At 45.4% G+C, this 23,085-nt stretch carries 27 protein-coding genes and 1 other RNA gene; 5 read left to right on the top strand and 23 right to left on the bottom strand.

Annotated features, from left to right (window positions below; all coding sequences use genetic code 11):
* Positions 1 to 88: 88 nt before the first annotated feature.
* From msrB to BLQ44_RS01805, 13 genes are all read right to left on the bottom strand, one after another.
* Positions 89 to 1,084 (bottom strand): peptide-methionine (R)-S-oxide reductase MsrB, encoded by a 996-nt coding sequence (gene msrB / locus BLQ44_RS01865; RefSeq protein WP_407690361.1) that lies wholly within the window; start codon positions 1,082 to 1,084, stop codon positions 89 to 91.
* Between the two features lie 36 nt (positions 1,085 to 1,120).
* The gene (vrrA, locus tag BLQ44_RS01860) at positions 1,121 to 1,462 is read right to left on the bottom strand and encodes a VrrA/YqfQ family protein (RefSeq protein ID WP_093191365.1); all 342 of its coding nucleotides are present in this window, start codon (positions 1,460 to 1,462) and stop codon (positions 1,121 to 1,123) included.
* Positions 1,463 to 1,523: 61 nt separating this feature from the next.
* On the bottom strand, positions 1,524 to 2,192 hold the full coding sequence (locus BLQ44_RS01855; protein ID WP_093191363.1) for a uracil-DNA glycosylase: 669 nt from the start codon (positions 2,190 to 2,192) through the stop codon (positions 1,524 to 1,526).
* A 56-nt stretch (positions 2,193 to 2,248) separates the two neighbouring features.
* A complete protein-coding gene (locus BLQ44_RS01850; protein WP_093191360.1) occupies positions 2,249 to 2,497 on the bottom strand; it encodes a DUF2584 family protein in 249 nt (82 codons plus the stop codon).
* Between the two features lie 29 nt (positions 2,498 to 2,526).
* On the bottom strand, positions 2,527 to 5,655 hold the full coding sequence (locus BLQ44_RS01845; RefSeq protein ID WP_093191357.1) for an AAA family ATPase: 3,129 nt from the start codon (positions 5,653 to 5,655) through the stop codon (positions 2,527 to 2,529).
* Positions 5,656 to 5,658: 3 nt separating this feature from the next.
* Complete coding sequence (locus tag BLQ44_RS01840; protein WP_093191354.1) at positions 5,659 to 6,804, bottom strand: exonuclease SbcCD subunit D; 1,146 nt, start codon at positions 6,802 to 6,804, stop codon at positions 5,659 to 5,661.
* Positions 6,805 to 6,814: 10 nt separating this feature from the next.
* Complete coding sequence (locus tag BLQ44_RS01835) at positions 6,815 to 7,036, bottom strand: YozE family protein (protein ID WP_093191352.1); 222 nt, start codon at positions 7,034 to 7,036, stop codon at positions 6,815 to 6,817.
* 88 nt (positions 7,037 to 7,124) lie between these two features.
* A complete protein-coding gene (gene tatC, locus BLQ44_RS01830) occupies positions 7,125 to 7,859 on the bottom strand; it encodes a twin-arginine translocase subunit TatC (protein ID WP_093191349.1) in 735 nt (244 codons plus the stop codon).
* Positions 7,860 to 7,921: 62 nt separating this feature from the next.
* The gene (locus tag BLQ44_RS01825; protein WP_093191346.1) at positions 7,922 to 8,110 is read right to left on the bottom strand and encodes a twin-arginine translocase TatA/TatE family subunit; all 189 of its coding nucleotides are present in this window, start codon (positions 8,108 to 8,110) and stop codon (positions 7,922 to 7,924) included.
* A gap of 167 nt (positions 8,111 to 8,277) precedes the next feature.
* Complete coding sequence (locus BLQ44_RS01820; protein ID WP_093191343.1) at positions 8,278 to 8,766, bottom strand: dihydrofolate reductase; 489 nt, start codon at positions 8,764 to 8,766, stop codon at positions 8,278 to 8,280.
* 10 nt (positions 8,767 to 8,776) lie between these two features.
* Positions 8,777 to 9,727 carry a thymidylate synthase gene (locus BLQ44_RS01815; protein WP_093191341.1) on the bottom strand — a complete coding sequence of 317 codons (951 nt, stop codon included), beginning with the start codon at positions 9,725 to 9,727 and terminating at the stop codon, positions 8,777 to 8,779.
* Complete coding sequence (locus tag BLQ44_RS01810; RefSeq protein WP_093191339.1) at positions 9,724 to 10,323, bottom strand: HD domain-containing protein; 600 nt, start codon at positions 10,321 to 10,323, stop codon at positions 9,724 to 9,726. The genes BLQ44_RS01815 and BLQ44_RS01810 overlap by 4 nt, the downstream gene beginning before the upstream one ends.
* Positions 10,324 to 11,172: a DUF72 domain-containing protein gene (locus BLQ44_RS01805; protein WP_093191336.1), complete on the bottom strand. Its 849-nt coding sequence runs from the start codon at positions 11,170 to 11,172 to the stop codon at positions 10,324 to 10,326.
* Positions 11,173 to 11,439: 267 nt separating this feature from the next.
* On the opposite strand from BLQ44_RS01805, the gene BLQ44_RS01800 reads away from it, so the two are divergent.
* The 3 genes from BLQ44_RS01800 (at position 11,440) to BLQ44_RS01790 (ending at position 12,912) form a co-directional block, all read left to right on the top strand.
* Positions 11,440 to 11,640 (top strand): cold-shock protein, encoded by a 201-nt coding sequence (locus BLQ44_RS01800; protein WP_008587582.1) that lies wholly within the window; start codon positions 11,440 to 11,442, stop codon positions 11,638 to 11,640.
* A gap of 178 nt (positions 11,641 to 11,818) precedes the next feature.
* Positions 11,819 to 12,496 carry a queuosine precursor transporter gene (locus BLQ44_RS01795; RefSeq protein WP_093191334.1) on the top strand — a complete coding sequence of 226 codons (678 nt, stop codon included), beginning with the start codon at positions 11,819 to 11,821 and terminating at the stop codon, positions 12,494 to 12,496.
* Between the two features lie 5 nt (positions 12,497 to 12,501).
* The gene (locus tag BLQ44_RS01790) at positions 12,502 to 12,912 is read left to right on the top strand and encodes an RNase H family protein (RefSeq protein WP_093191331.1); all 411 of its coding nucleotides are present in this window, start codon (positions 12,502 to 12,504) and stop codon (positions 12,910 to 12,912) included.
* A 144-nt stretch (positions 12,913 to 13,056) separates the two neighbouring features.
* Here BLQ44_RS01790 and BLQ44_RS01785 read toward each other — a convergent pair whose 3' ends face one another.
* The 7 genes from BLQ44_RS01785 to BLQ44_RS01755 form a co-directional block, all read right to left on the bottom strand.
* Positions 13,057 to 14,184, bottom strand: coding sequence for a THUMP domain-containing class I SAM-dependent RNA methyltransferase (locus BLQ44_RS01785; protein ID WP_245688079.1), 1,128 nt, complete (start codon positions 14,182 to 14,184; stop codon positions 13,057 to 13,059).
* 95 nt (positions 14,185 to 14,279) lie between these two features.
* An RNA gene (rnpB, locus tag BLQ44_RS01780) (RNase P RNA component class B) lies at positions 14,280 to 14,660 on the bottom strand.
* 58 nt (positions 14,661 to 14,718) lie between these two features.
* Positions 14,719 to 15,072 carry a cell division regulator GpsB gene (gene gpsB / locus BLQ44_RS01775; protein WP_093191329.1) on the bottom strand — a complete coding sequence of 118 codons (354 nt, stop codon included), beginning with the start codon at positions 15,070 to 15,072 and terminating at the stop codon, positions 14,719 to 14,721.
* A 56-nt stretch (positions 15,073 to 15,128) separates the two neighbouring features.
* Complete coding sequence (locus BLQ44_RS01770; RefSeq protein WP_093191326.1) at positions 15,129 to 15,695, bottom strand: SLOG family protein; 567 nt, start codon at positions 15,693 to 15,695, stop codon at positions 15,129 to 15,131.
* Positions 15,696 to 15,760: 65 nt separating this feature from the next.
* Entirely contained in the window at positions 15,761 to 16,162 is a 402-nt protein-coding gene (gene cdd, locus BLQ44_RS01765) for a cytidine deaminase (RefSeq protein WP_093191324.1), read from the bottom strand.
* 74 nt (positions 16,163 to 16,236) lie between these two features.
* A complete protein-coding gene (locus BLQ44_RS01760; RefSeq protein ID WP_093191322.1) occupies positions 16,237 to 16,584 on the bottom strand; it encodes a DUF1798 family protein in 348 nt (115 codons plus the stop codon).
* Positions 16,529 to 16,792 carry a hypothetical protein gene (locus BLQ44_RS01755; RefSeq protein ID WP_093191319.1) on the bottom strand — a complete coding sequence of 88 codons (264 nt, stop codon included), beginning with the start codon at positions 16,790 to 16,792 and terminating at the stop codon, positions 16,529 to 16,531. Before BLQ44_RS01755 ends, BLQ44_RS01760 begins: the two co-directional genes overlap by 56 nt.
* Before the next feature lie 345 nt (positions 16,793 to 17,137).
* Here BLQ44_RS01755 and recU point away from each other — a divergent pair, with 345 nt between their 5' ends.
* Positions 17,138 to 17,755 (top strand): Holliday junction resolvase RecU, encoded by a 618-nt coding sequence (recU, locus tag BLQ44_RS01750; protein ID WP_093191317.1) that lies wholly within the window; start codon positions 17,138 to 17,140, stop codon positions 17,753 to 17,755.
* The gene (locus BLQ44_RS01745) at positions 17,748 to 20,321 is read left to right on the top strand and encodes a transglycosylase domain-containing protein (RefSeq protein ID WP_093191314.1); all 2,574 of its coding nucleotides are present in this window, start codon (positions 17,748 to 17,750) and stop codon (positions 20,319 to 20,321) included. Before recU ends, BLQ44_RS01745 begins: the two co-directional genes overlap by 8 nt.
* A gap of 49 nt (positions 20,322 to 20,370) precedes the next feature.
* Here the strand turns inward: BLQ44_RS01745 and nth are convergent, their stop codons facing one another.
* The 3 genes from nth to asnS all read right to left on the bottom strand — a co-directional run bounded on the left by nth (position 20,371) and on the right by asnS (position 23,078).
* A complete protein-coding gene (gene nth / locus BLQ44_RS01740; RefSeq protein ID WP_176757391.1) occupies positions 20,371 to 21,018 on the bottom strand; it encodes an endonuclease III in 648 nt (215 codons plus the stop codon).
* Positions 21,019 to 21,028: 10 nt separating this feature from the next.
* Positions 21,029 to 21,715, bottom strand: coding sequence for a DnaD domain-containing protein (locus BLQ44_RS01735; RefSeq protein ID WP_093191309.1), 687 nt, complete (start codon positions 21,713 to 21,715; stop codon positions 21,029 to 21,031).
* Positions 21,716 to 21,782: 67 nt separating this feature from the next.
* Entirely contained in the window at positions 21,783 to 23,078 is a 1,296-nt protein-coding gene (gene asnS / locus BLQ44_RS01730) for an asparagine--tRNA ligase (RefSeq protein ID WP_093191306.1), read from the bottom strand.
* Positions 23,079 to 23,085: the final 7 nt, after the last annotated feature.

Below are 23,085 nucleotides of genomic sequence, written 5' to 3'. Positions count from 1 at the left end.
ACCGTTCTATTCTACACCGAACAAGGAGCAGTGAACAACCTGTCTATGTAGAAGAGAAAAGAGAACCTCTTTTCTCTTGTGGCGACAGTCAGTCGAATAAATACAGAAAGTCTTCGTATCCACGCTCTTTCATTTCTTCTTTCGGAACAAACTCAAGTGCTGCCGAGTTGATGCAGTAACGCAATCCACCTTCATCTTTAGGTCCATCTTCGAATACGTGACCTAGATGAGAATCTGCACGGGAACTGCGTACCTCCGTACGGATCATACCATGGGACTGGTCGACTTCCTCAGCCACCTGCTGCTTTTCAATCGGTTTCGTAAAGCTCGGCCAACCGCACCCGGCATCGTATTTATCCGTAGAAGAAAACAACGGCTCTTTCGATACGATGTCCACATAGATCCCTTCTTCCGTGTGATCATCATATTCATTCTGAAACGGTCTTTCTGTTGCATTTTCCTGCGTAACTTTGTACTGAATATCTGTCAGGCGTTTCTTCAAATCTTCTTTATCTTTGTCATATTTCCAGTGATCTTTGATAAATTTCGCCCTCCCTGATCCTTTTTTGTATATTTTGTAATGAAAGCGGTTTTTCTTGTAGTAATCCTGATGTTCTCTTTCCGCTTCATAAAAAGGCTCAGCAGGCAGAATCTGAGTCACGATAGGTGCTTTGAACTTCCCGGAAGCTTCCAGTTCCTTCCGACTCTCTTCTGCCAGCTGTTTCTGTTCTTCATCATGGTAGTAGATCGCTGTCGTATACGAATACCCACGATCAGCGAACTGTCCTCTATCATCGGTCGGATCTATTTGCTGCCAAAAAATGGATAAAAGACGATGGTAAGGGAAAATTTCGGGGTCATACGTAATCTGGACCGCCTCCCTGTGACCGGTCTCCTCCGTGATGACTTCCATATACGTGGGGTTCTTCGTATGCCCTCCTGTATATCCTGAAATGATGCCATGGATGCCTGGCCGTTCATCAAATGGTTCGACCATGCACCAGAAACACCCTCCTGCAAACGTTGCTGTCTTTAGATGCTGTGTCAATCTTACCCCTCCAAGTTTAAGTACTGGTTCATCCATTGTTTCGAAAAAGGGCAAAAATATCAATTTTCCCGCTTAAATGAATAATTTCGGCTTCGATTCTCCACTCCGTTTCCGGGGGGATGCAGATTTCTCCTTTTTCTCTTCTCCCGCTTCTACTATACCTTCGATCTTCTGAGGATCTTCTTTCTCCTCGTCGGGTTCATTCATCAGTTTAGCCATTTGGATAAGCATAGGTAACTGTTTCATGAAAGGCAGGTATTGCTGGACCAAAGGCGTGTAGTGCTGCAGATATGAAGCGGTCTTCTGTATTTTCGGCATCCATTCGTGCAGCAAACGGATATGGTCCAACTTACTTCTTCCGGGAGGTCCGGGAGAAAAAGGGGAAATCACTCTCTCATTACGATAAGGGAACATAGGCTGACACCTCTCCTCTCTGTATTCAGCGTATGCCCGCCTATGCCAAATCGTATAGGCTTCAGTCGAGTCTCCAGTCGATGGGTGTCTGTCCCATTTCTTCAAGGATTTCATTCGTTCTGCTGAACGGCCGGCTACCGAAAAAACCACGATGAGCCGCGAAAGGACTGGGGTGAGAACTCTCAATCACGTAATGTTTCTTTCTGTCCACCGCTTCCGCTTTCTTTCTTGCAGCCTTCCCCCATAAGAGGAACACCACAGGCACCTCTCTTTCGTTCAGGCATTCGAGTACTTTATCAGTAAAATGCTCCCATCCTTTCCCCTGGTGGGAATGTGCTTCCCCCCTCCGTACAGTAAGCACATTGTTCATCAATAGGACCCCTTGCTTCGCCCAGGAGATGAGATGACCATGAGAAGGAGGGGAGACGCCTATATCCTCCTGTAATTCTTTGAATATATTTCTTAAAGATGGAGGGATAGGGACACCGGGTCGCACGGAAAAACTGTAACCATGTGCCTGACCAGGACCGTGATATGGGTCCTGACCAATAATGACCACCTTCGTATCCTCATAAGCGGTCGTACGAAGGGCATTAAAAATATCGTCCATCGGAGGAAAAATTTCTTTATCTCTATATTCCTGTTTCAGGAAAGACCTCAGGTTCTGGTAGTAGTCTTTTTCATATTCCGGTTGCAAGTACGCGTTCCAGTCATTTCCCAAATCGATCAACTTAAGCCCTCCTAATACTTCTAATTATTTCCCGGGTAACCGCAATAAATGACAATCTAGTTGACGGAATAGAGAGAAATGAGTCGGTAATGGCAGATCGTCGTTCCGTCTTTCAGCGTCAGCTGTTCAATGTCCGCCGTTCCGATCTGGTCCGATTTTTCATGTCGCCTCACTTCCAGATGTTCATTCATGGGAAATAACTGATAGCCGTCAAAGACGACCTCAAACAGGTTATCGTTCGGATCGAGCCTCTTTTCTTTCCCTTCTGTGATCAAAACCCATGTCATGGAAAAAGGTGTTGCCATATGCGTTTCCTCCCTCTTGAATTGAGAATTCAATTTCCTAAATGTCTGATGGTGATAGCAGACTCGCTGCCATCGGTCTGAACCTGCATTTGTACAGGTATCTCTTCTTTCAGTTGCGAGACGTGTGAAATGATACCCAATAAACGATTCCCGTCCTGGAGGTTTTTTAGACATTCAATCGCCTGTTGCAGGGAAATATCATCGAGTGTCCCGAATCCTTCATCTATGAACAATGTATTTAATTGGATCCCGCCGGCATACGACTGAACGACATCCGCCATCCCTAAGGCGAGGGAAAGGGCGGCTTTGAATCCTTCACCACCGGAAAGGGTTCTCACGGAACGTTCCTGTGCTGTATATTGGTCCATCACTTCGAGATCAAGACCGCTTTGAGCTCCGCGTTTGGCGATTCCTTCACTTCTCTTGAGCTGATAGCGATGATCGGTCATCGTCTGCAGACGATGGTTCGCCTGAAGTAGAATTTCATCAAGATACGAAGCCAATACATACCTCTCGAGAGAAAGCCTCAAAGAGTTATCTCCGCTCGTCGTACTGGATAGATCTCCGATATCATAAAACAACTGTTCACTGGTATCCTGTTTTTCAAGCAGTCGGTTCAACTTATCGACAGAATCGAGGTTCTGTTTATATTCGTATTCCTTTTGCACGATGATTTCCCGCAATCCTTCCATTTCCTCTTCAAATGCTTCTTTCTCCTTCTTCACTTCTTCGGTTGGCAGGATCGAGGTATCATCTCCCAATTGGTTTTCCAAGCGAGCGATTCTGTCTTTGATGATCGCTTCATTCTGGAAATAAGAATCGATCTCCTGTCTTATACTTTCCACGTACTGCTGCGTACGTTTGCTGTCTTCATACTCCTGCTTATCGGTGAAAGAAAGCTGTTCAAACGTTTGTTCAAACCCTTGTTTCTTCTCTTTCCAACGTTCTTCCGTCTCTTTTTGTGTCTCCACTAGTTGATTCCACGTCCCCTGAATCGTACTAATCTCTTCTGATAGTGCGGCCAGCGTATCTTCCATCTCTTTCTTTCGCTTCGTCATCGCTTCGAATGTCGTTTTTATATCCGAGTATAGGTTTTCCAGATCAGTCGCAGATGGTTCTTCCATAGGTTCGAGCACAGGAAGGTTTCGGTAGAACTCTTTGATCTCTGCATCTGCTGTAGCCGCTGACTGGTAAAGCCTCCCCTTTTTTTCCTTCGCAACGGTAATGGTTTCCTGGGTCTTTTCCAGGTCCTGCTGTAACCGTTCGTATTCTTTCTCTGTGGAGGCTTTCTCGTGTTTCAGGTGACTAAGCTCTTTCATATCATTTTCTAATCGATTCATCTCTTCCTGATATCGGCTAAGAAGATTTGTCCATGTCTCCCTATCGGACGAAGGGGCCTCTATTTCCAATTCCCTGATCAACGAGTCGATCGTTTCAGATTTAGCCTTCTCTTCTGCCTGTAATTGATATACCCGTGACAACAGTCGTTCTTTCTCCTCCGATGATTTTTCGATGGAATCACCGATGGATTCTATTTCTTCTTCATCAACGACTTCTCTTGGAGGAGATGCGGGGGAAGGGTGATGAACAGAACCGCAAACAGGGCAGGGAGCTTCTGAGTGAAGGGTCAAGGATAGTTGATACGCCTGATCACTCGTTTTCGCCTCTACTGCCTTCTTTTGCCGTTCTTTCTTTCCGGCAAGGGTCTCTTCCGCCTTATTCAATTGCTTGCGCGTATCTTCCAAGCGCTTCTGTATATCTTCTTTTTCTTTCGTGGTTTCGTTCAATCGCTTCAAGACCTGGAACGCTTGTTTGGAACGATTCCATGCCTCTTTTTTCTCGTAGTAGGTTTCTTCGATGTTTTTCAGCTCGCTCAACCGTTTTTTATGCGTTTCCATGGTTTCTCTGGACGATACCGAGGAACGCTCCGCTTGCTCGATGGAGACATCCAGTCTTTCTAACTCTTTGTTGCAGGCTTCCCTTTCTTCTTCTTTCTTTTTGATCTCTGACAGGCGTTCCATCGCTTCTTCAAGGCTTTCGAGTCTTCTTTTTAAACCGAGCCGTTCTTCTTCCTGTTCTTCGATTTTTTTTTGTTCCTCTTGTTTGGTGGTCCGCTCATGAGCTTTACGGTGGAACGTTTCTTCTGTTCGCTTCACACGTTTGCCGAGGTCCTGCAAATGATTTTCGGCTTCTTCCACCTGGGATTCATAAGCTTTCAATTTTTCCGCTTCCTCAGCTCGTTTTACCTCCACTCTTTTTCTTTCGATTTCCCCTCTATATTGCTCAGAGGATTTCTGTTTCTTAAGATAATCCTGCCATTCTTGGACAAGCGAGTTATGATTCTCGATAGAACGGATTCTTTCTTGCAAGGTAGTAACTTTTTCATTCACTTTTTCCCTTTTTTTCTTCTCTTCATTGATGAGCGTTTCTTTTTCTTTAAGATCCTGTTCTACAAAAGGCATGGCTTGGCGGGGATTCTCCGGCAATTCTGTTTCTTTTTCGAGGTGGATGCGGTCGAGTTCTTCCGTGGCCCTGGAGCGGAAGCTCTGGATGTCCTTTTCGATGGCGGACTTCCGATTTTTCAACTGTTCCGTCACTTCCAGGTAGAGGGAGGTATCAAAGATTTTACGCAGTACCTCCTCTCTTTCCCTGCTATTTTCAGAAATCAATTTTCTGAATTCCCCTTGAGGGATCATCATCATCTTGCGGAACTGTTCATAATTCAGTCCAAGCATCTCTTCTATCATCTGATCGACTTCCCGGACTTTCGAAGCAAGCAGCTGATTCTCATTATCCGGGTCCGCATACAGCTCAGCTTTAGCCGGCTCCTCTTTCGTCCCTTCCCCCCGCTCTTTCATGATGATCTGCTTCGGCTGTCTCAGCAGTTGGTACGTATGGTTGTTGATGCGGAAGCGGAAAGAAACATATGTTTTCTCTTCCGGCGTAGCCATCTGACTTCGGAGCGTTTCCTGATCACGATCGCTCCCACTTGCTTTTCCATACAGAGCAAAGCAGATCGCATCAAATATGGACGTTTTTCCTGCTCCTGTCGCTCCGGTAATCAAGAATATAGGGTACTCCCGAAGTGTTTCGAACGGGATGGTCTGTTTTTTCAGATAAGGACCGAAAGCCTGCATCGATAATTCCACGATCTCCATCGTTCACCGCTCCCTTTCAGAAGTTCTGACTTCTTCCAAAACTTCTTGAATAATCCGTTTCTTCTCTTCGTTCAACGCTTCCTCTTTCACAAGGTGGTAATAATCCTCCACGACTTCAAGAGGGGATTTGTTCCTCTTTTCTCTCACTTTGGCGACTTCTTCTTCTAAGAAAGTGCCGGATATGCTTTTACGTTCCAAGTGGAGAATATTAGGGTAGACGGTCCGCAACTGCCCTACAGGGTCAAGGATTTCCCCTTCATCTAGCAGTCGGATGTTCAGGTAGTTTTCCCTGTGATGAGCGCCCTCTCCCTTCATCAGTTCATGGAAATACCCTTCCACCACTTCAAGGTCTTTCTCAGGTGTCAATGAGCGACTCTCCGTGCGCACCTCATCTTTCTTAAGTTCTACAACCGTTACAGATTTCCGGTGATTCACTTCCGAAAACGAATACTTCAGCGGAGAGCCGCTGTATCTGATATGGGGAACATGTACTTGCTGGGGTTGATGCAGATGACCCAGAGCCACATAGGAAAAGGCACGGAGGAGTTCTTCTTGTATGTACGGAGTTCCTCCGAGCATCGTCAGACGTTCTTCAGAATCTGATTCCATGCCCCCCTGAATGAATGCATGACCCACCAGTACATGACGCTCGTCCATGTCGAACCTATCTTTTATATCCTGGACAATAGCTTCATAGGCTTCCTGATGCGAACTTATTTTTGTTTCGAACGCCGCGCTCGCTTCTGCAGGTTCGATATACGGAATCAAGTGGAAATAGACCGGACCTTCTTCATCATGAAGAATGACAGGAGCCCGGTTCTTGTCGAGAGACGTATGTAAATGGATACCACCGAGTTCAAACAGTTCTGATCCGAAAGCGAGCCTTTCACTGCTGTCATGATTGCCGCTTATGGCAAGCACAGGTATCCCTTCACGACTAAGCTTCAGGAATGCGTCATTCAATACATGGACCGCTTCCTTCGGTGGAATCGAACGATCGTAAAGATCCCCCGCTATAACGACAGCGTCCGGTTTCTCTTCCATACATATATCCAGAAACTGACTGACGATCTGTTCCTGGTCCTTCGTGAAATGATGCTTGTGAATGATTTTGCCCAAATGCCAATCGGCCGTATGAATGATCTTCATTTTCCTCCCCCTATCCTTCCTCTTCCAGGTAATGCTCGTACAATGTATCAAAAGTGGCAAGAGACCCGGGGAAAGGACTATGAAATTCCAGATAGTCACTGATCTCATCATAAGTTGTAGCTTGTTTCGGGAAGCTATGTTCCCGGAACATCCAATCTGCGAGTTCCTTCTCCTCTCCCTGGCGCAAGTCGCCTCTATATCTCATCATATAGTGGTAAAATGATCGCTTCATCGTAGCACTCCTTTTTCGTCATCCTACTACAGTTTTATCATGCTTCTTCTATTCTTACAAAAAAAAGCACCGACTCCTCAGTCGGCGCTCATTCTTCTTCCATTCCTTCCCTCTGTTGTTTCATACGTTTCCGGAATACAATCCGTGAAAGGATGATACTGATCTCATACAGTAGAATCAGCGGAATCGCTACCACCAATTGAAGTATGAAGTCCGGAGGGGATAAAATCGTTCCGATAATGACGAGGATCAGATACGCATACTTCCTTACCTTTACGAGAAATTGAGGGTTCACAATTCCCAGACTCGTAAGGAACATCAAGAGAAGCGGAATCTCAAAGAACACGGCAAACGGAACCGTAACACGGAACAGGAACTTGAAATACCTTTCGACCGTGTATATTTCGGTGAACATTCCATCATTCAAATTCAATAGAAACGGCATGATGAACTTAATGAATATGAAATATCCGAACACGAGCCCTCCGAGGAACAGGAGGAAAATGAACGGAATATACATGAGAGACACACGTTTCTCTTTCTTCGTCAATGCAGGCTTGATGAACAGCCATAATTGAAAGGAAAGCATAGGAAGGGTCGCCGCAATTGCTATGATGGCAGCAATCGTGAAAACAATCCATATAATCTCTCCCGGGCTCGTCATATGAAGTTCAAAGGCTACATCATCCAAAAAGAACGTCTGTATCGGTCGATGATAGAGAAACCCTACAACGAAAAATAATATGAACGTCACCAGCGTCAGGATGATTCTCTTTCGCAATTCACTTAAATGATCTATATAATTCATGTCCTGATCTGCCAATGTCTACCCTCCCTGTAACCTGCACAAAAAAGTAGATGTAAGGGGCTACCTTACATCTACACTTATTCTTGTTTGTTTTCTTTATCCGATGATTTCTTCGAATCGTCAGACATGATATCGCCAGTGGCCTGCTTGAATTCCTTCAACGTCGTTCCGAAAGCTTTTCCGATTTCCGGGAGTTTCGAAGGACCGAATATTACCAGAGCGATGACTAAGATCAGAATTAAACCTGGTACACCGATAGATGCCACGTGATTCACCTCTTTACGTAAGTAAAATTATCATGAAATGCTTCTTTCCTCTTGCGACTTGTTGCTCTCATCCCGAAAAGAAGCCATCGTTCAAAACGATGAGTATCCATATGTTCTTGTCTCATCATATCACGGATTCCGGCAGATGTCTCTACTGATTTAACAAATTACTTCCGGTCGTAAATACAGAAATAATAGTCATAGGGATTGTTGTCATCTTTGATCCCTTTATCTTTATCAATCAGTTCCCAATCAGACCAATCCACTTCCGGAAAATACGTATCCCCTTCAAAAGCAGCATCGATATGAGTGACATACATACGATCCGCATCTTCGAGCATCGACTCGAACAGGACCGTACCCCCGATGACAAACCATTCTTTCTCAGGGTCTTCACTTGTCATCTCGCGGATTTCATCTACCGTATGCACGACCTTGTGCCCTTTCGCATCGTAATCCTGATCACTGGTAATGACGACGTGCTCTCTTTTCGGGAGCGGGCCGTCAAACGATTCGAACGTTTTCCTGCCCATAATGATCGTCTTATTCATCGTTTTATCCTTGAAAAATTGAAAGTCTCTCGGGATATGCCAGGGTAAATCATTGTCTTTCCCGATCAATCGGTTGTTATCCATAGCGAAAATAAACGAAATCATCGAATTCCTCCTATACAGCTACCGGGGCTTTTATTCCCGGATGCGGGTCGTAATCTTCTATCGTGACGTCTTCATACGATAATTCAAAAATCGTTTTATGCGGAGCACGAAGAGATACCTGCGGCAGCCTCTTCGGTAATCGCGCCAACTGTTCTTCCACTTGAGAAAAATGATTGTGATAAATGTGGGCATCTCCGAACGTATGGATGAATTCTCCCGGCTCGAGACCACACTCATTGGCCACCAGATGGGTCAATAAGGCGTAGCTTGCAATATTGAACGGAACCCCCAGAAAGATATCCCCGCTCCGCTGATAGAGCTGACAGGAAAGCTTTCCATCCTGGACATAGAACTGGAACATCGTGTGGCATGGCGGCAAGGCCATACCCGGAACATCTTCCGGATTCCACGCTGTGACGATATGTCTTCTCGAATCAGGGTTATGTTTGATGGCTTCGATCACATCTTTCAGCTGATCGATCGTTTCTCCTCTTGCCGTCATCCATTCTCGCCACTGTTTTCCGTACACATTGCCGAGGTCTCCGTATTTTTCTGCGAACTCCTGATCTTCAAGTATATTCCGTTTGAAGTTATCCATCTGTATTTTATAATCTTCAGCGAATGCTTCATCCGATAGTCTCCGTAACCCGAAATCCTTCATATCAGGACCATCATATTCTTCACTTTCCACCCATGTTTCAAATGCCCATTCATTCCAGATGTTATTGTTATGCTCCAGAAGGAAACGGATGTTCGTATCTCCTTTGATGAACCAGAGAAGTTCACTCCATATCAACCGAAATGGCACGCGTTTCGTCGTAATCAGCGGAAACCCTTCTTCGAGATCGAATCTCATCTGATGACCGAATATAGAACGTGTGCCTGTACCTGTGCGATCTTCCTTATCCTTCCCATTATGTAAAACATGCCGGCAAAGATCCAGGTATGCCTGTTCACTCATAATCGAAACTCCCCTTCACCGAAATTCATCTCTTCATCAAGACGCATGAGGTACGCCTTCATGAACTGGTGGCGCTTTACAGCTTCTTTTTTAGCTGCATCCGTCCAAAGCAACGCTTTTACACGAAGAAGTTTCTCCTCGAAATGGCGAAGCGTCTCATCCATGCTTTGTCCATTAGCTGCACCGTAGCTGAACGCTCTGGCGATCCCTATCGCTCCGATGGCGTCCAGACGGTCTGCATCCTGCACCACTTTCTGTTCTAAGGATACAACGTTTTCTCCATTTGAAAAAGAGACGGAAGCTATAATTTTTTCTGTATCTGTAATCCTCTCTTCAGAAAAACCTAAGCGCCGTAGCATATTATTCCGACTCTTTCTTGCTTCTGCCTGATCTGCCGTCAGTTTCGGGTCGTCGATGTCGTGGAGCCAGGCAGCCAGCTCCGATTTTTCAAGGTCGGCCCCTTCTGATTCCGCTATTACCCGAGTATTAGCTACGACACGCTGTACGTGACTTGTATCGTGGCCAGTATTATCGTGAGAGTGCCACTTTGATACATACACTTTTATACGATTTCTTGCCTCAGGAGACAGGACCATTTAGAACAATCCCAACTGTCTGGGGTTCAGATCTTCGTAGGAGACGCCGAGATATTCCATCATCTGCTTGGCATTCGGGGCAGCATCGTGAGCTGAATTATTATTGAAAAGCATCGTTACAGCCTTAGATTGGTCAAGTAAGCGATGAATGGAAGGAATCCACTCCTTCAATTCTTCTTCCCGGTAATTATACAAAAACCTTACGGCTCTCCAATTCTGGTTGCCGTTCTTGTTCCACCCGTGAACATTCCTTCCGTGGAGACGGATCAATGTCTTTTCCGGATGGGTCGCCTCTACGACTGCCGGTACCGAACCTTCCCCGGCCTGTGGCTCATCACAAACCGTATGAATGAAAGATTCCTCCTCGAGAAATTGCAACGTCTTCTTGCGGTAAGCATCTCTATACCAACTTTGGTTCCTGAACTCGATGGCTACCGGATAGTCTTCGAGCCATTCTCTCAGTTGCCTCATTCTTTGGATATTCTCTTTTTTTACATCAAACCATGGAGGAAACTGAAAAAGAAGAGCATTCAATTTACCGGCCTCCACCACCGGAGACACGGAATCGATGTATGCCTCTATAAGCTCGCGGGCTTCTTTCTTCGTTCTCGTTTCCCTGTCGTGTCCAGTGAGTCCCTGGAAAGCTTTGACGACGAAAGAAAAGCTCTCCGGCGTCTCCCTTACCCATTTCTCGTAGTATTCTTTTTTTTGAATGGCATAAAAGGCCGTGTCCACTTCTACGACCGGAAAGTGAGAAGCATATGCCTGAAGCTTTTCATGAGAGCGCACAGATTCTTCATACAGAGACGGATGATCACTCCATCCCGTAAGACCTATATTTATATTCATCTCCCTTATTCCTCCTCTTCCATGCTTTTATTATAATGTTTTTGAATAGAAAATAAAATTAATTTCTATGTACATATTGACTCATGGATGGAGATAAGATATATTAAGAATAAGCAAATAAGAACGGAATCATAAAACAAAGGTAGTTCCTATAAGAAGTGCTTAGATTTTATATTCCGCACTCTTTTTAGGGACTTTTTTGGGTTTTATTCCGTATTTTATTTGTAAAATCACGTGTTACGTGCAAGTTCTAGGAGGATTTTTAAAATGCAAAACGGTACAGTAAAATGGTTTAACGCAGAAAAAGGTTATGGCTTCATCCAGGTAGAAGAAGGAAACGATGTATTCGTACACTTCTCCGCTATCCAAGAAGAAGGTTTCAAGTCTCTTGAAGAAGGTCAAGAAGTAACTTTCGAAATCGTTGAAGGCGACCGTGGTCCACAAGCGGCTAACGTTGTTAAACAATAAATAAAACAAACGACAAAGGCGACAGCTTACAAGCTGTCGCCTTTTTTTCGTACTGCTGCCCCATCGGATAAAAGAGAAAGCTGTTGCAACTTCCGCCTTTCCTCCGTATAATGTCCATTTGTCAGAGTTTTCGCGGTTCGCAAACTCCCGCGTCATCAAAACTAAGGAGGATTAAAACATGTTCAACGAATTATTATGGATCATCTTTGCTCTCGTCAATTTCAGTCTGTTGCTCATCATTTACCGTCTATTCGGAAAATATGGTCTTTTCGTCTGGATTGGCATGGCTACGGTTGTAGCGAATATCCAGGTCGTCAAAACAGTAGAACTGTTTGGATTGACTGCCACGCTCGGAAACATCATATATGGTACCGCCTTCCTTGCTACGGATATACTCAATGAAAGATACGGAAAGTCCTCAGCCAAAAAAGCCGTCTGGCTAGGTTTCTCCGCTTTGGTCACAATGACCATTATGATGCAGTTTGCGTTGAGGTTTCTACCCGCAGAGAGTGACATCGCACAATCAGCGATTGAAACCCTGTTCGGAATCGTCCCACAGATTGCTCTCGGAAGCATGCTCGCTTATATCGTCAGTCAATATTTCGACGTCTGGCTCTATGCTTTTCTTAAAAAAGTTTTCCCTAACGACAACCAGCTGTGGATCCGGAACAACGGCAGTACGATGATCAGTCAGCTGCTCGATACGGCCGTGTTTTGTGGTATCGCCTTCTACGGGTTATATCCTTTCGGCGTATGGCTCGAGATTTTCTGGACGACGTATTTCATCAAATTCATCGTTTCGGCACTCGACACCCCGTTCTTATATGCAGCGAAGTCCTTTAATATTAAGGAGTGACAGCAATGATAGAGGTTTACACAGATGCAGCTACAAAAGGAGACCCCGGCCCGAGCTATGCCGGAGTCTTCATTAAAAATGGCACAGCGAAAAACTCTTATTCTGCCTACATGGGGGAGCTTTCGAACCATGAAGGAGAATTCGCCAGTGCCTGCTATGCTCTCAGAATCTGCAGGGATCTCTACCCGGGAGAAATCATATCCCTCAGAACCGATTCCAAGATCGTCGTGGATACATTCGAGATGAATTCCTCGAAAAATAAGCGGTTCCTCCCCTATTTAACTGAATTGCAGCAGTTGAGCGACCATTTCTCGTTCGTTTTCATGAAATGGATTCCCGAAAAGGAAAACAAGAATGCCGATGATCTGTCGAAAGCTGCTTTGCGGCAACATGTATATAAGAGCGATGCTGATTAATGGAATCGGTATCAGCTCTTTTTTTATGATGATGTTTAGAATTTTTTCATTTATATTTCGGAGTTGCTACTAAGTATAAATATGAATAATCCAGGTATTAAAAAACCGTTTTCCTGATGCCGATCAGAAAAACGGTTTTTTCCATTATTTTTTACCAAAGAACTGATAATAGGTCGTTTCAATGAACCCGTTGAACAGCTTTCTCTTCTTCGTTGCTGTCGTCCCATAAACTTTTTCGAACTGAGGATGCGCGGTCAGAAGATAGACGCTCCATGTCGGATGATCCTTCATGACACCACCGAGTTGACGGTATATCTCTTCCACCTCTTTCCTGTCACCGATTCTTTCTCCGTAAGGTGGGTTGGAAACGAGGTAGCCCCCTTTATCACGAGGCTTGAAGTCTCTCGCCTGCATCTGTTTGAAAGGGACCAATTCCCCGAGCCCCGCTTCGAGAGCGTTGGCTTTTGAGATTTCGATCATTTTCGGGTCGATATCCATCCCTGTTATATCAATCGGCTTGTCATACTCCGCCTTATCTTCCGCTTCCTGGAAAGCCTGATCCCAATAGCTGTCTGAAACGAAAGACCATTGTTCAGAAGCGAACTCCCTGTTGAAACCGGGAGCGATATTCTGGCCGATGAGCGCCGCTTCGATCGGGATGGTACCGGAACCGCAGAAAAGATCGACAAAAGGCGTATCTCCGCGCCAGTTCGTGACCTGAATGAGAGCAGCCGCCAGGGTCTCCTTGAGCGGCGCTTCCCCCTGTCCGATCCGGTATCCACGTTTATGCAGTCCTGCTCCCGAGGTATCGATCGTGAGCCAGGCCTCATCTTTATTGATCGCCACTTCAACGCGGTAAAAGGCTCCCGTCTCTTCCAGGCGGTTGGCAATCCCGTATTTCTGCTTCATACGCTCTACAATCGCTTTTTTGACGATGGCCTGACAATCAGGAACACTATAAAGTTTCGATTTCTTCGATTTTCCTACAACCGGAAATTCTCCGTCTTCCGAAATGAATTTCTCCCAAGGTAGAGCTTTCGTTTCTTCAAACAATTCATCAAAACTGTAGGCATTGAATTTACCCACAAGAAGTTTCACGCGATCGGCGGAACGGAGCCAGAGGTTGACACGAGGAATATCGGCCGGAGTCGCTTCAAAAATGGCGCGGCTATTTTCCACCTGCACATTTTCATAGCCGAGGTCCCTCAACTCCTGACCGACGATTCCTTCAAGCCCCATGGCGGCTGTCGCTATTAACGTGATTTTCTGCACACTTCTCACATCCCTGATATTTATAGTAAAAAACCCTCCATTACGGTAATCCTACCATAAAGGAGGGGACAAATCTTATGTAAGACCCAGAGATGCTTGGTAAGCCATGTTCTGTACCTTTGTACTGCAAACGGTGGTCAGCCTCGTACTCCGGTGGTAATCATCTATCTGCTGAAAGAATTCAGCCTCTTTCTCCGTTTCGTTCCTTCGAAAGAGTGCCCCTACCTACGTTTGGGTTGCTCGCTCGAGGGGTTTACCTCGTTCCACCTGGAGTATTTCTACTCCAGCTTCGTCACTGTGGCACTTTCAAGATAATCAGACCATATCCTGAAGGACACAGGTCTTTTCTCTGCCGTTAGTGCGCATGGCGCACTACCCAGACTTATGATTTCGTCTGGCACGAACACTACAAGCATCTCAGCTTGTGCGAGCATGGACTTTCCTCTGCTTATGACAAGCAGCGATTACCTCAGCATCTCTAATCATCCGAAAAGACATTTTACCAAAAAAACGGCGTGTTGTCACCTGGAAATATTATTCATCTGCGTAACGATTACCGAACACCGCTTTTTCTAAATTGGAAAGGCGTTTCAGGATATCGTAATTGACCTGGTGGTTCGATGGATTGGACTGGTTGGTCGGAGTCGACTGTCTCGATCTCGTTTCCTGTCGTTCCACCTGTCCCTGTCCCGCAGATACAGATCTACTCTTTTTCAGCCGCTCGTTTTCCGCTTTCAGATCCTTAATCAGTTCATCATACTGCTCATAGTCCTTTATCACCAAATCGAGAAACTCATCCACTTCTTCCTGATTGTAACCTCTCATGGAAGTCTTAAAATCTTTCTCCAATATTTCTTTTCCTGTTAAATGAAATCGATCCTCCGTCATTCCATTCACCTCTTATCCAGCAAGTACCTATATTCTTTCAAAACTAACTACGTCTGTCAATGTGCATCTTCATCGAACATGCCGGGGTCGGTCCATTCCAGTTCCTCCACCACATCCTGCAGATCTTCAGGAGTGATCCATTCCACCTCGTATCCATCTGCTAAACGGGCAATCTCGAGAAAGAACTTCGGCGTTCCAGGCGTCTCTTCATCATATAACACGAGGGCTTTATCCGTATGGTCGATGATGAAGCGGTCTTTCGCTTTGAATTGAAAAGGCCCCTGATACCCGCCTTTATAGATCGTTTTGAAAAAATCGGCTTCTGATAAAATTTCCTGATACGCCATTTGCACGTTCTCCGGCCAACGTTCCTCCACTCCTTCAAACGGAGGCAGAACAGCGAGAGAGATATCATACTCCTGCTTCATCTCGAGCACAACCTCTGCCGTCCAAAATTCGACCCCGGGTTGACAGGAGAGCAGAATCCATTCGCCTCCTTCTTCGATAAAAGCGAGAATCCTTTTTCTGATTGCTTCTTTGATATAGGAAACGCGCTGATCATTATCAGAGAATATTCCGAGTTCATGTGATTTATACCCTGTTACAGCCATTCTTTTCGTCATTGTCATCACCTCAAAAAAACTCACTACAACTAGTATAAGGTGTAGTGAGTTTCCAGGGAAACGATTTATTTTTTCGATAGGTCTTCCGGTGTAAATGAAAACGGAAGCAATTCCTCCATCGTCATCGTTTTGCTCTGGCCGCTCAGATTGGCTGTATGTACCGGAGTGTCTTTCGTGAAAAATTCACTCATGACCTGTCTGCAGGATCCGCACGGCGGAACAGGACGATCGGTATCCGCAATAACCGCCAGGGCTTCAAACGTCTGATATCCGTCTGCAACCGCTTTGAAAATCGCTACTCGCTCTGCACAACAAGTGGTCGGATAAGCAGCGTTCTCAATATTGACTCCTTCATAAAGCTTCCCGCCTTTCGTCAGCAATGCTGCTCCTACCGGAAACTTCGAATAAGGAACGTAGGCTCTTTCTCTTATATTTCTGGCTTTCTCTATCAATGCTTCTTTATTCATCGTGTATTCCCTCCTTTGATGGGATATTCATTATATTAAACAATCCCTCACATGTAAAGCGTTTACACACGATGCTACAAATTATCGAGAACCATATCCAGCACATAATGAGAAGAATTGTACAGATTCTTATACCTGTTCTTATCGACATCCAGGTAGTAGGAATGCAAGATGAGCATTTCTATATTTTCGTGTGTCGATTGAATCTGGTTGGGATGTACACTTACTTCCCTGCTCTTGACGAACACCTCCGCTTGTTCAAACCATTCCTGTGCCAGTGTGAAATGAGGCGTCGTTTCCCTTTTCACTTTTTCGAAAAATTCGTGATCCGTGCGGTCTGCAGGTTCCGAGTGCGCAAGGTACCTGTCATGTAGAGTATCTATAGCTTCCTTCAATTGAATTGTCGATTGTTGTAAGTCCATGGTCATCCTCTCCCTCAACATCAAGCGTAGCATGAAGCAAAGAAGTAGTAAAACGTCCTTTTTCTTTCGTCTCTTTCACCATATAGCGAAGGTTCTCCCTGTATCCTTCCATTTCTTCATGAACGGATTCATCCATAGTCGTTTCCAATGTCGAAAGGCTTTTCCTGAAATGCCGGATTCTTTGCTCCCATTCCGTCTCTCTATTCAAAGCCGCTCCCTCCTTATTACTCTCTTCTATTCGTCACCAGATGAATATATCCTACGGCTTAGACAAAACTAGTGAGGAGAAGTGGAGAAAGCTCAGAAAGTGACAGGAGGTGAGAAAATGAACAAAGAGGAAAAGAGGAAAAAAGAAACCCCTCTGAAAGACCCGAAAAGAAACGGAGAAAACCGTCCGGCCACTTGACTACTGCTACTTTAGCAGTAGTTTTTTCTTGATATACGGACGAAAATACAAAACGTGTGATCGAATACATATGAAAGGATAATCATTTGTCGTTTTACGCGGAAGAACGTATAATAAGATGAGAATTCTAAGAGGAGGAACATCAGGTTGCGATATCCGAATGGAAGTCGAAAAAGAACTGCGAATACCAGCACGAGCCCTCCTTCTTCGAAAAAGGACTACAGCAACCGGGGAATGACTCTCGAAGAAGATATCAATGCGGCGAACATGTATTATGTTGCACGTAATCTGGCCAGTGTCCATAAGAAACCGACACCGGTACAGATCGTCAACGTCGATTATCCGAAGCGCAGTGCTGCAGTAATAAAAGAAGCATATTTCAAACAGGCATCTACTACAGATTATAATGGAGTGTACAAAGGGTATCACGTAGACTTCGAAGCAAAAGAAACGAGAAACAAAACCTCGTTCCCTCTAAGTAATATCCATGAACATCAAGTAACGCATATGGAACAGGTGACGAATCATTGTGGACTCAGCTTTATCATTATACGATTTTCCCCACTCGAAGAAACATACTTACTTGAGAGCAAGTACGTGTTGGATTTTTGGAAATCCAAAGAGAAAGGCGGGCGGAAATCCATCCCCCATGCATTTATAAAAGAAAACGGGTACCACATTCCGTTTCATTTCCAGGCAAGGGTGGATTACTTGAAGGCCCTGGACAAGGTTTTAGCAAAATTGGAGGAAGATGAACATGTCTAAAGAATACAATTCCCGTACAGAACGAAGGAAAGCTGACAGTCAAAAAGGAAAGAAAAAGAAATCGAAAAAAACCCCTTCGAAAATGAAGAAAATCATAACCATCTTATTAATGACAGGTCTTTTGGTCTTTCTCGGAGTCACCGGATTATTCGCCTATTATATTTCGAACGCTCCTGAACTCAGTGCCGAAGATCTAAAGGAGCCCTTCTCTTCCAAGCTTTACACGATGAATGATGAGTTTTTCGCTGATCTCGCAGGTACAGAGAGACGGACGAAAGTAAGTTATAACGATCTTCCCCAAGTTTATGTCGATTCTGTACTCGCGACAGAAGACGTCCGCTTTTTCGAACATACCGGGATCGACCCGCGCCGTATCGTAGCAGCGGTCTGGGCGAATATTACGGAAGGGTTCGGTGCGGAAGGGGCTAGTACGATCACTCAACAGGTGATCAAGCAATCTGTACTAAGTTCCGAGAAAACTATCGAGCGGAAAGTGCAGGAGCAATACCTCGCTTTCAAACTCGATCGTGAATATTCCAAAGAAGAAATCTTTGAAATGTATGTAAACAAGATCTATTTCGGACAGGGAGCTTACGGAGTTGCAGAAGCTGCAGAAACTTATTTCAATAAGGAAGACTTGAGTGAACTGACGTTAGCCGAGTCTGCTCTGCTCGCCGGTCTCCCTCAGCGTCCGAGCGGGTACGATCCTTATGAAAATCCTGAGCTCGCGAAAGATCGAATGAACACGGTTCTTCACTTAATGGTGGACCACGGAAAGATCAGTGAACAGGAAGCCGAAGAAGCAAGACAGACGGAAATCTCTTCGATGCTCGAAGAACGAACCGAAGAAACGAAGCAGTACCAGGCTTTCATAGACCAGGTCAGAAAAGAAGTCAAAAATAAAATGGGCGATGTAGATATTTATAAAGATGGATTAAAGATCTACACCACTCTCGACCCTGAAGCTCAGGAACTTACGGAGCAGGCTTTAGCCGGTGAAGGACCGATAAGTTGGCCGGATGATCAGCTTCAAACAGCTGTCGCCGTAACGGACACACAAACAGGTGCTATAAGGGCGATTGGAGGCGGTCGGGACTATGTCTCAGGAGGGCTCAATTATGCATCCGACGATCCCCGCCAGGCCGGTTCCACGATGAAACCGATCACCGCTTACGGGCCGGCGATCGAATACGAGAGATGGTCGACGTATCACCAACTTCAAGACGAGCCGATCGACATCAACGGGTACTCCCCGGGTAACTGGAACAACACTCATCTTGGATGGATGTCCATGCGTGATGCCCTGGCCAATTCCATCAATATTCCGGCTGTTAAGACTTTGAATGAAATCGGAACAGATCGTGCAGGTGAATTTGCCAATAACTTGGGCATCACTTTCGGTGAAGATGGTATGGTGCTCTCTGATGCGCTTGGAGTACAGGAAGTAACACCGATCCAGATGGCTGGAGCATTCGCCGCCTTCGGAAATGAAGGTGTCTACAACGAACCGTACACGGTCCGCAAAGTTGAATCGCCTGACCGAGGGACGGTCGATCTTACACCTGAACCGGTTTCTGCGATGAAAGACTACACGGCTTACATGGTCACATCGATGCTCGAATCTGTGGTATCTTATGGTACCGGTACAGCTGCGAAAGTCCCAGGACTCCCTATGGCCGGAAAAACGGGTACTACGGATGAAGACGTGGACTCGTGGTTCAACGGATATTCGACGAACTACTCCATTTCCGTATGGACAGGAAATCAGGATAGAAGCTCTATCCAGAGCGGCAAGAATATACCGAAAGAAATGTTCCGTCATCTGATGGGCGAACTATCGGCTGATGTGGAAACGGCAGATTTCGAAAGACCAAGTAGTGCAGTCTGGGTCGATGTGGAAGAGGGATCCCGCCCGGCGAAATTACCGAGCGCTTATACTCCTTCTTCTCAAATCGTCACAGAGTTGTTCCATGCCGACAATCAACCGTCCAATGTCTCCAGCCAATACCAGCGCATGGACCCGGTTACGAACCTGACGGCGAATTATAACGAAGCATCCAATACGATCAGTGTTGAATGGTCCTATCCTGAAAACACAGAGTTCATCGTATCTGCAAACGGAAGCACGCTGTCGACGACAGAACAGACGAGTCTAGAAATCAATAATCCGCAAGCAGGGCAGACGTATGACATATCTGTCATCGCTTCAGGGTCTGATGGAGCATCAGACAGTGAGGCACGCTCCGTTTCGGTTGAGATTCCAGGCGATGACTCTTCCGAAGAGGAAGAGAATGAAGAAGACTCCGAAGACAATAATGAAGATGATGAAAACAATAATGACAATGACCAAGGTAACAATCAGAACGACAACGACAGCAACGAAAACGACAATCAGGACAATAACTCGAATGGGGATAATTCCGGGGACAACAATACCGGAGATAATAATAACAATGACGATCAGCAAAACGACGACGGAAACAACCAGGATAACTCCGGAGGTACTTCTGATGATGGCTCCGGCGAAGAAACGAATGATTCTTCGTCAGAAGACAGTGAAGAGTAATCCAAAACATGAAAAAATCCGCTATCCCATATTGGGAGAGCGGATTTTTTCATGTTCGTTTCATTCTTTTTTGACCTTCCCGGCACAAAGACAGCATCGGACACGATTCACAGTTCGGATTTTTCGCTTTACAGTGGTATCTGCCAAAGAAAATCAGTCGATGGTGGGTCGCACTCCACTCTTCTCTCGGAACCTTTTTCATAAGGGTTTTTTCCACTTGTAAAACAGAATCTTTCCACCTGCATATGCCAAGTCGTTTGGACACACGCTCGACATGAGTATCCACTGCGATGGTCGGTTCACCGAATGCCACAGAAGCAACGACGTTAGCCGTTTTCCTTCCTACCCCTGCGAGCGTTTCGAGTTCTTCTTTCGTTTGAGGGACTTCCCCATCGAATTTTTCCAGAAGTGTGCCTGCCATTTTTTTAAGGTTTTTCGCTTTGCTGCGGTACAATCCTATGGATTTGATATCCTGTTCCAATTCTTCTACGTTCACTTCTGCTATATCTTCCGGTCGATGGTACTTCTCAAAAAGGGATGGCGTCACTTTGTTGACGAGATTATCCGTTGCCTGCGCCGACAGGATCACCGCAACGAGCAATTGAAACGGATTCTCATGAACAAGTTCGCAGTCAGCATCCGGGTACATCTCCTCTAATACATCCAGACAATACCTGATTTCTTTTAACGTAAGCATAGAATCACCCTCATTCATCTTCAAGCCAGTTGTAATAAAGAGAGACATCTCTCTTCGGACTGGCCGGTACGGTATTCGATTTCTGATGATTCCTGAACTGTTTTCCATGGTTCTTTGCTTCTTTCACTGATTTTATCCCTTTTCTCTGCCATTCCGCCAGGATGCGATCGATATATTTGAAGTTCATCTTTCCCATCAAAACCGCTTCTCGAAGGGCTGCCTTGATCAAATCTTCCTGGTAATGCTCTTCATCGAGCCAGATGTTGATCGTTTCTATTTCAAATGGAGACAGTGGACGTCCGAATTCCTTTTCGAATAGAGGAAAAAGTGACTCTTTCGGTACATCTTTCTTTTCTTTCGGCTTCGTTTCCGGTTGGAAAAGGCGGGCGAAGAGCGGCTCCAAAGAATACTTTTCCTGAATGATGTTATCCGGACCCTTCTCGTCGAGGATTTCTATCAGTCCTTTTTGAATAAGGGCACGGAGAAGCATGGAACACTCTTCTTCTGAAATCGTCAAAAAATGGATGAGTTCTGCAGGCGTCGGAAAATTCACCCCTTCCTGCTGAAACCTCCAAAGCTGCAGCACGATGGCTAATTCTGTTTCATTCATACCCATTCGTTTGTAGGAGGTGAGTAACCCCTGAGGAAGGATGAGTTGCTTTTGCAACATACTTTCATAAGATGGATGGTTCGTCACGATGATCCCTCTCTTTTTGAAAATAACAAACACCGAGAGGCCCGGTGTCTGTTTGTTTCTTTCTACTTTATGGATACAAACGGTTAAGAAGACGTGGGAATGGAATCGTCTCCCGTACGTGTTCTACCCCTGCAATCCATGCTACTGTTCTTTCCAGTCCCAATCCGAATCCTGAGTGAGGTACACTACCATATTGCCTTAATTGAAGGTACCACTGATAAGCATCTCCGGTCAGGTCATGTTCCTTATATCTTTGCTCCATAAGCTCAAGGTCATCGATCCGCTGAGAGCCCCCTATGATCTCTCCATACCCTTCAGGAGCGATTAGGTCCGCACACAAAGCGACATCCGGTCGTTCGGGGTCCGGTTTCATATAAAAGGCTTTGATATCCAAAGGATAATGGGTGATAAATACCGGCTTGTCAAAGCTCTCCGCAATTGCCGTTTCATGCGGCGCACCGAAATCTTCCCCCCACTCGATATCTTCGAAGCCTTTTTCGTGCAATAATTTGACCGCATCATCATAAGTGATTCTAGGGAAAGGTGCTTCGATTTTCTGAAGCGATGTAAGATCTCTATCGAGTGCTTCGAGCTCTACTTTACAGTTCTGAAGCACAGACTTTGCGATGTGGGATACATACTGCTCCTGCACCTCGAGGCTATCGTCATGATCCATGAACGCCATTTCCGGTTCGATCATCCAGAATTCGATAAGATGACGGCGCGTCTTCGACTTTTCCGCCCGGAAGGTGGGCCCGAAACTGAACACTTTGTTGAAAGCCATAGCTGCCGCTTCCATATACAGCTGACCACTTTGAGATAAGTAGGCATCTTCATCAAAGTACTTCGTATGGAAAAGTTCCGTCGTCCCCTCTGCTGAAGATCCTGTCAAAATTGGTGGATCGATTTTGACATACCCCTGCTCGTTGAAGAATTCATACGTAGCACGGATGATTTCGTTTCTCACTTTCATGATCGCATGCTGCTTCTTCGAACGTAACCACAGATGACGGTGATCCATCAAGAATTCGGTACCGTGCTCCTTCGGTGTAATCGGATAATCTTCCGCTTCATGGATAATGGTGAAATCACTGATTTGCATTTCAAACCCAAGTGGGGATCTCGTATCTTCTACAATAGTTCCCGTCACAAAAAGTGAAGTCTCCTGCGTCAGTCCTTTCGCCTGATCGAATTTCTCTTCTCCGATATCATTTTTGCTGATGACACCCTGGATGAACCCCGTACCGTCCCGGAGTTGCAAAAATGCTATTTTTCCGCTCGAACGCTTGTTATGAATCCAAGCACCGATCGTCACCTCTTCCCCGAGGTGTTTAGATACGTCCTGAATTGTCGTTTTACCCATAATCGAC

Origin of the sequence: Salimicrobium halophilum (assembly GCF_900100295.1) — a bacterium.
In the GTDB taxonomy this organism is placed as follows: domain Bacteria; phylum Bacillota; class Bacilli; order Bacillales; family Halobacillaceae; genus Salimicrobium; species Salimicrobium halophilum.
The sequence above is the reverse complement of the archived record's forward strand: the minus strand, read 5'-3'. Positions and strand labels throughout refer to the sequence as shown.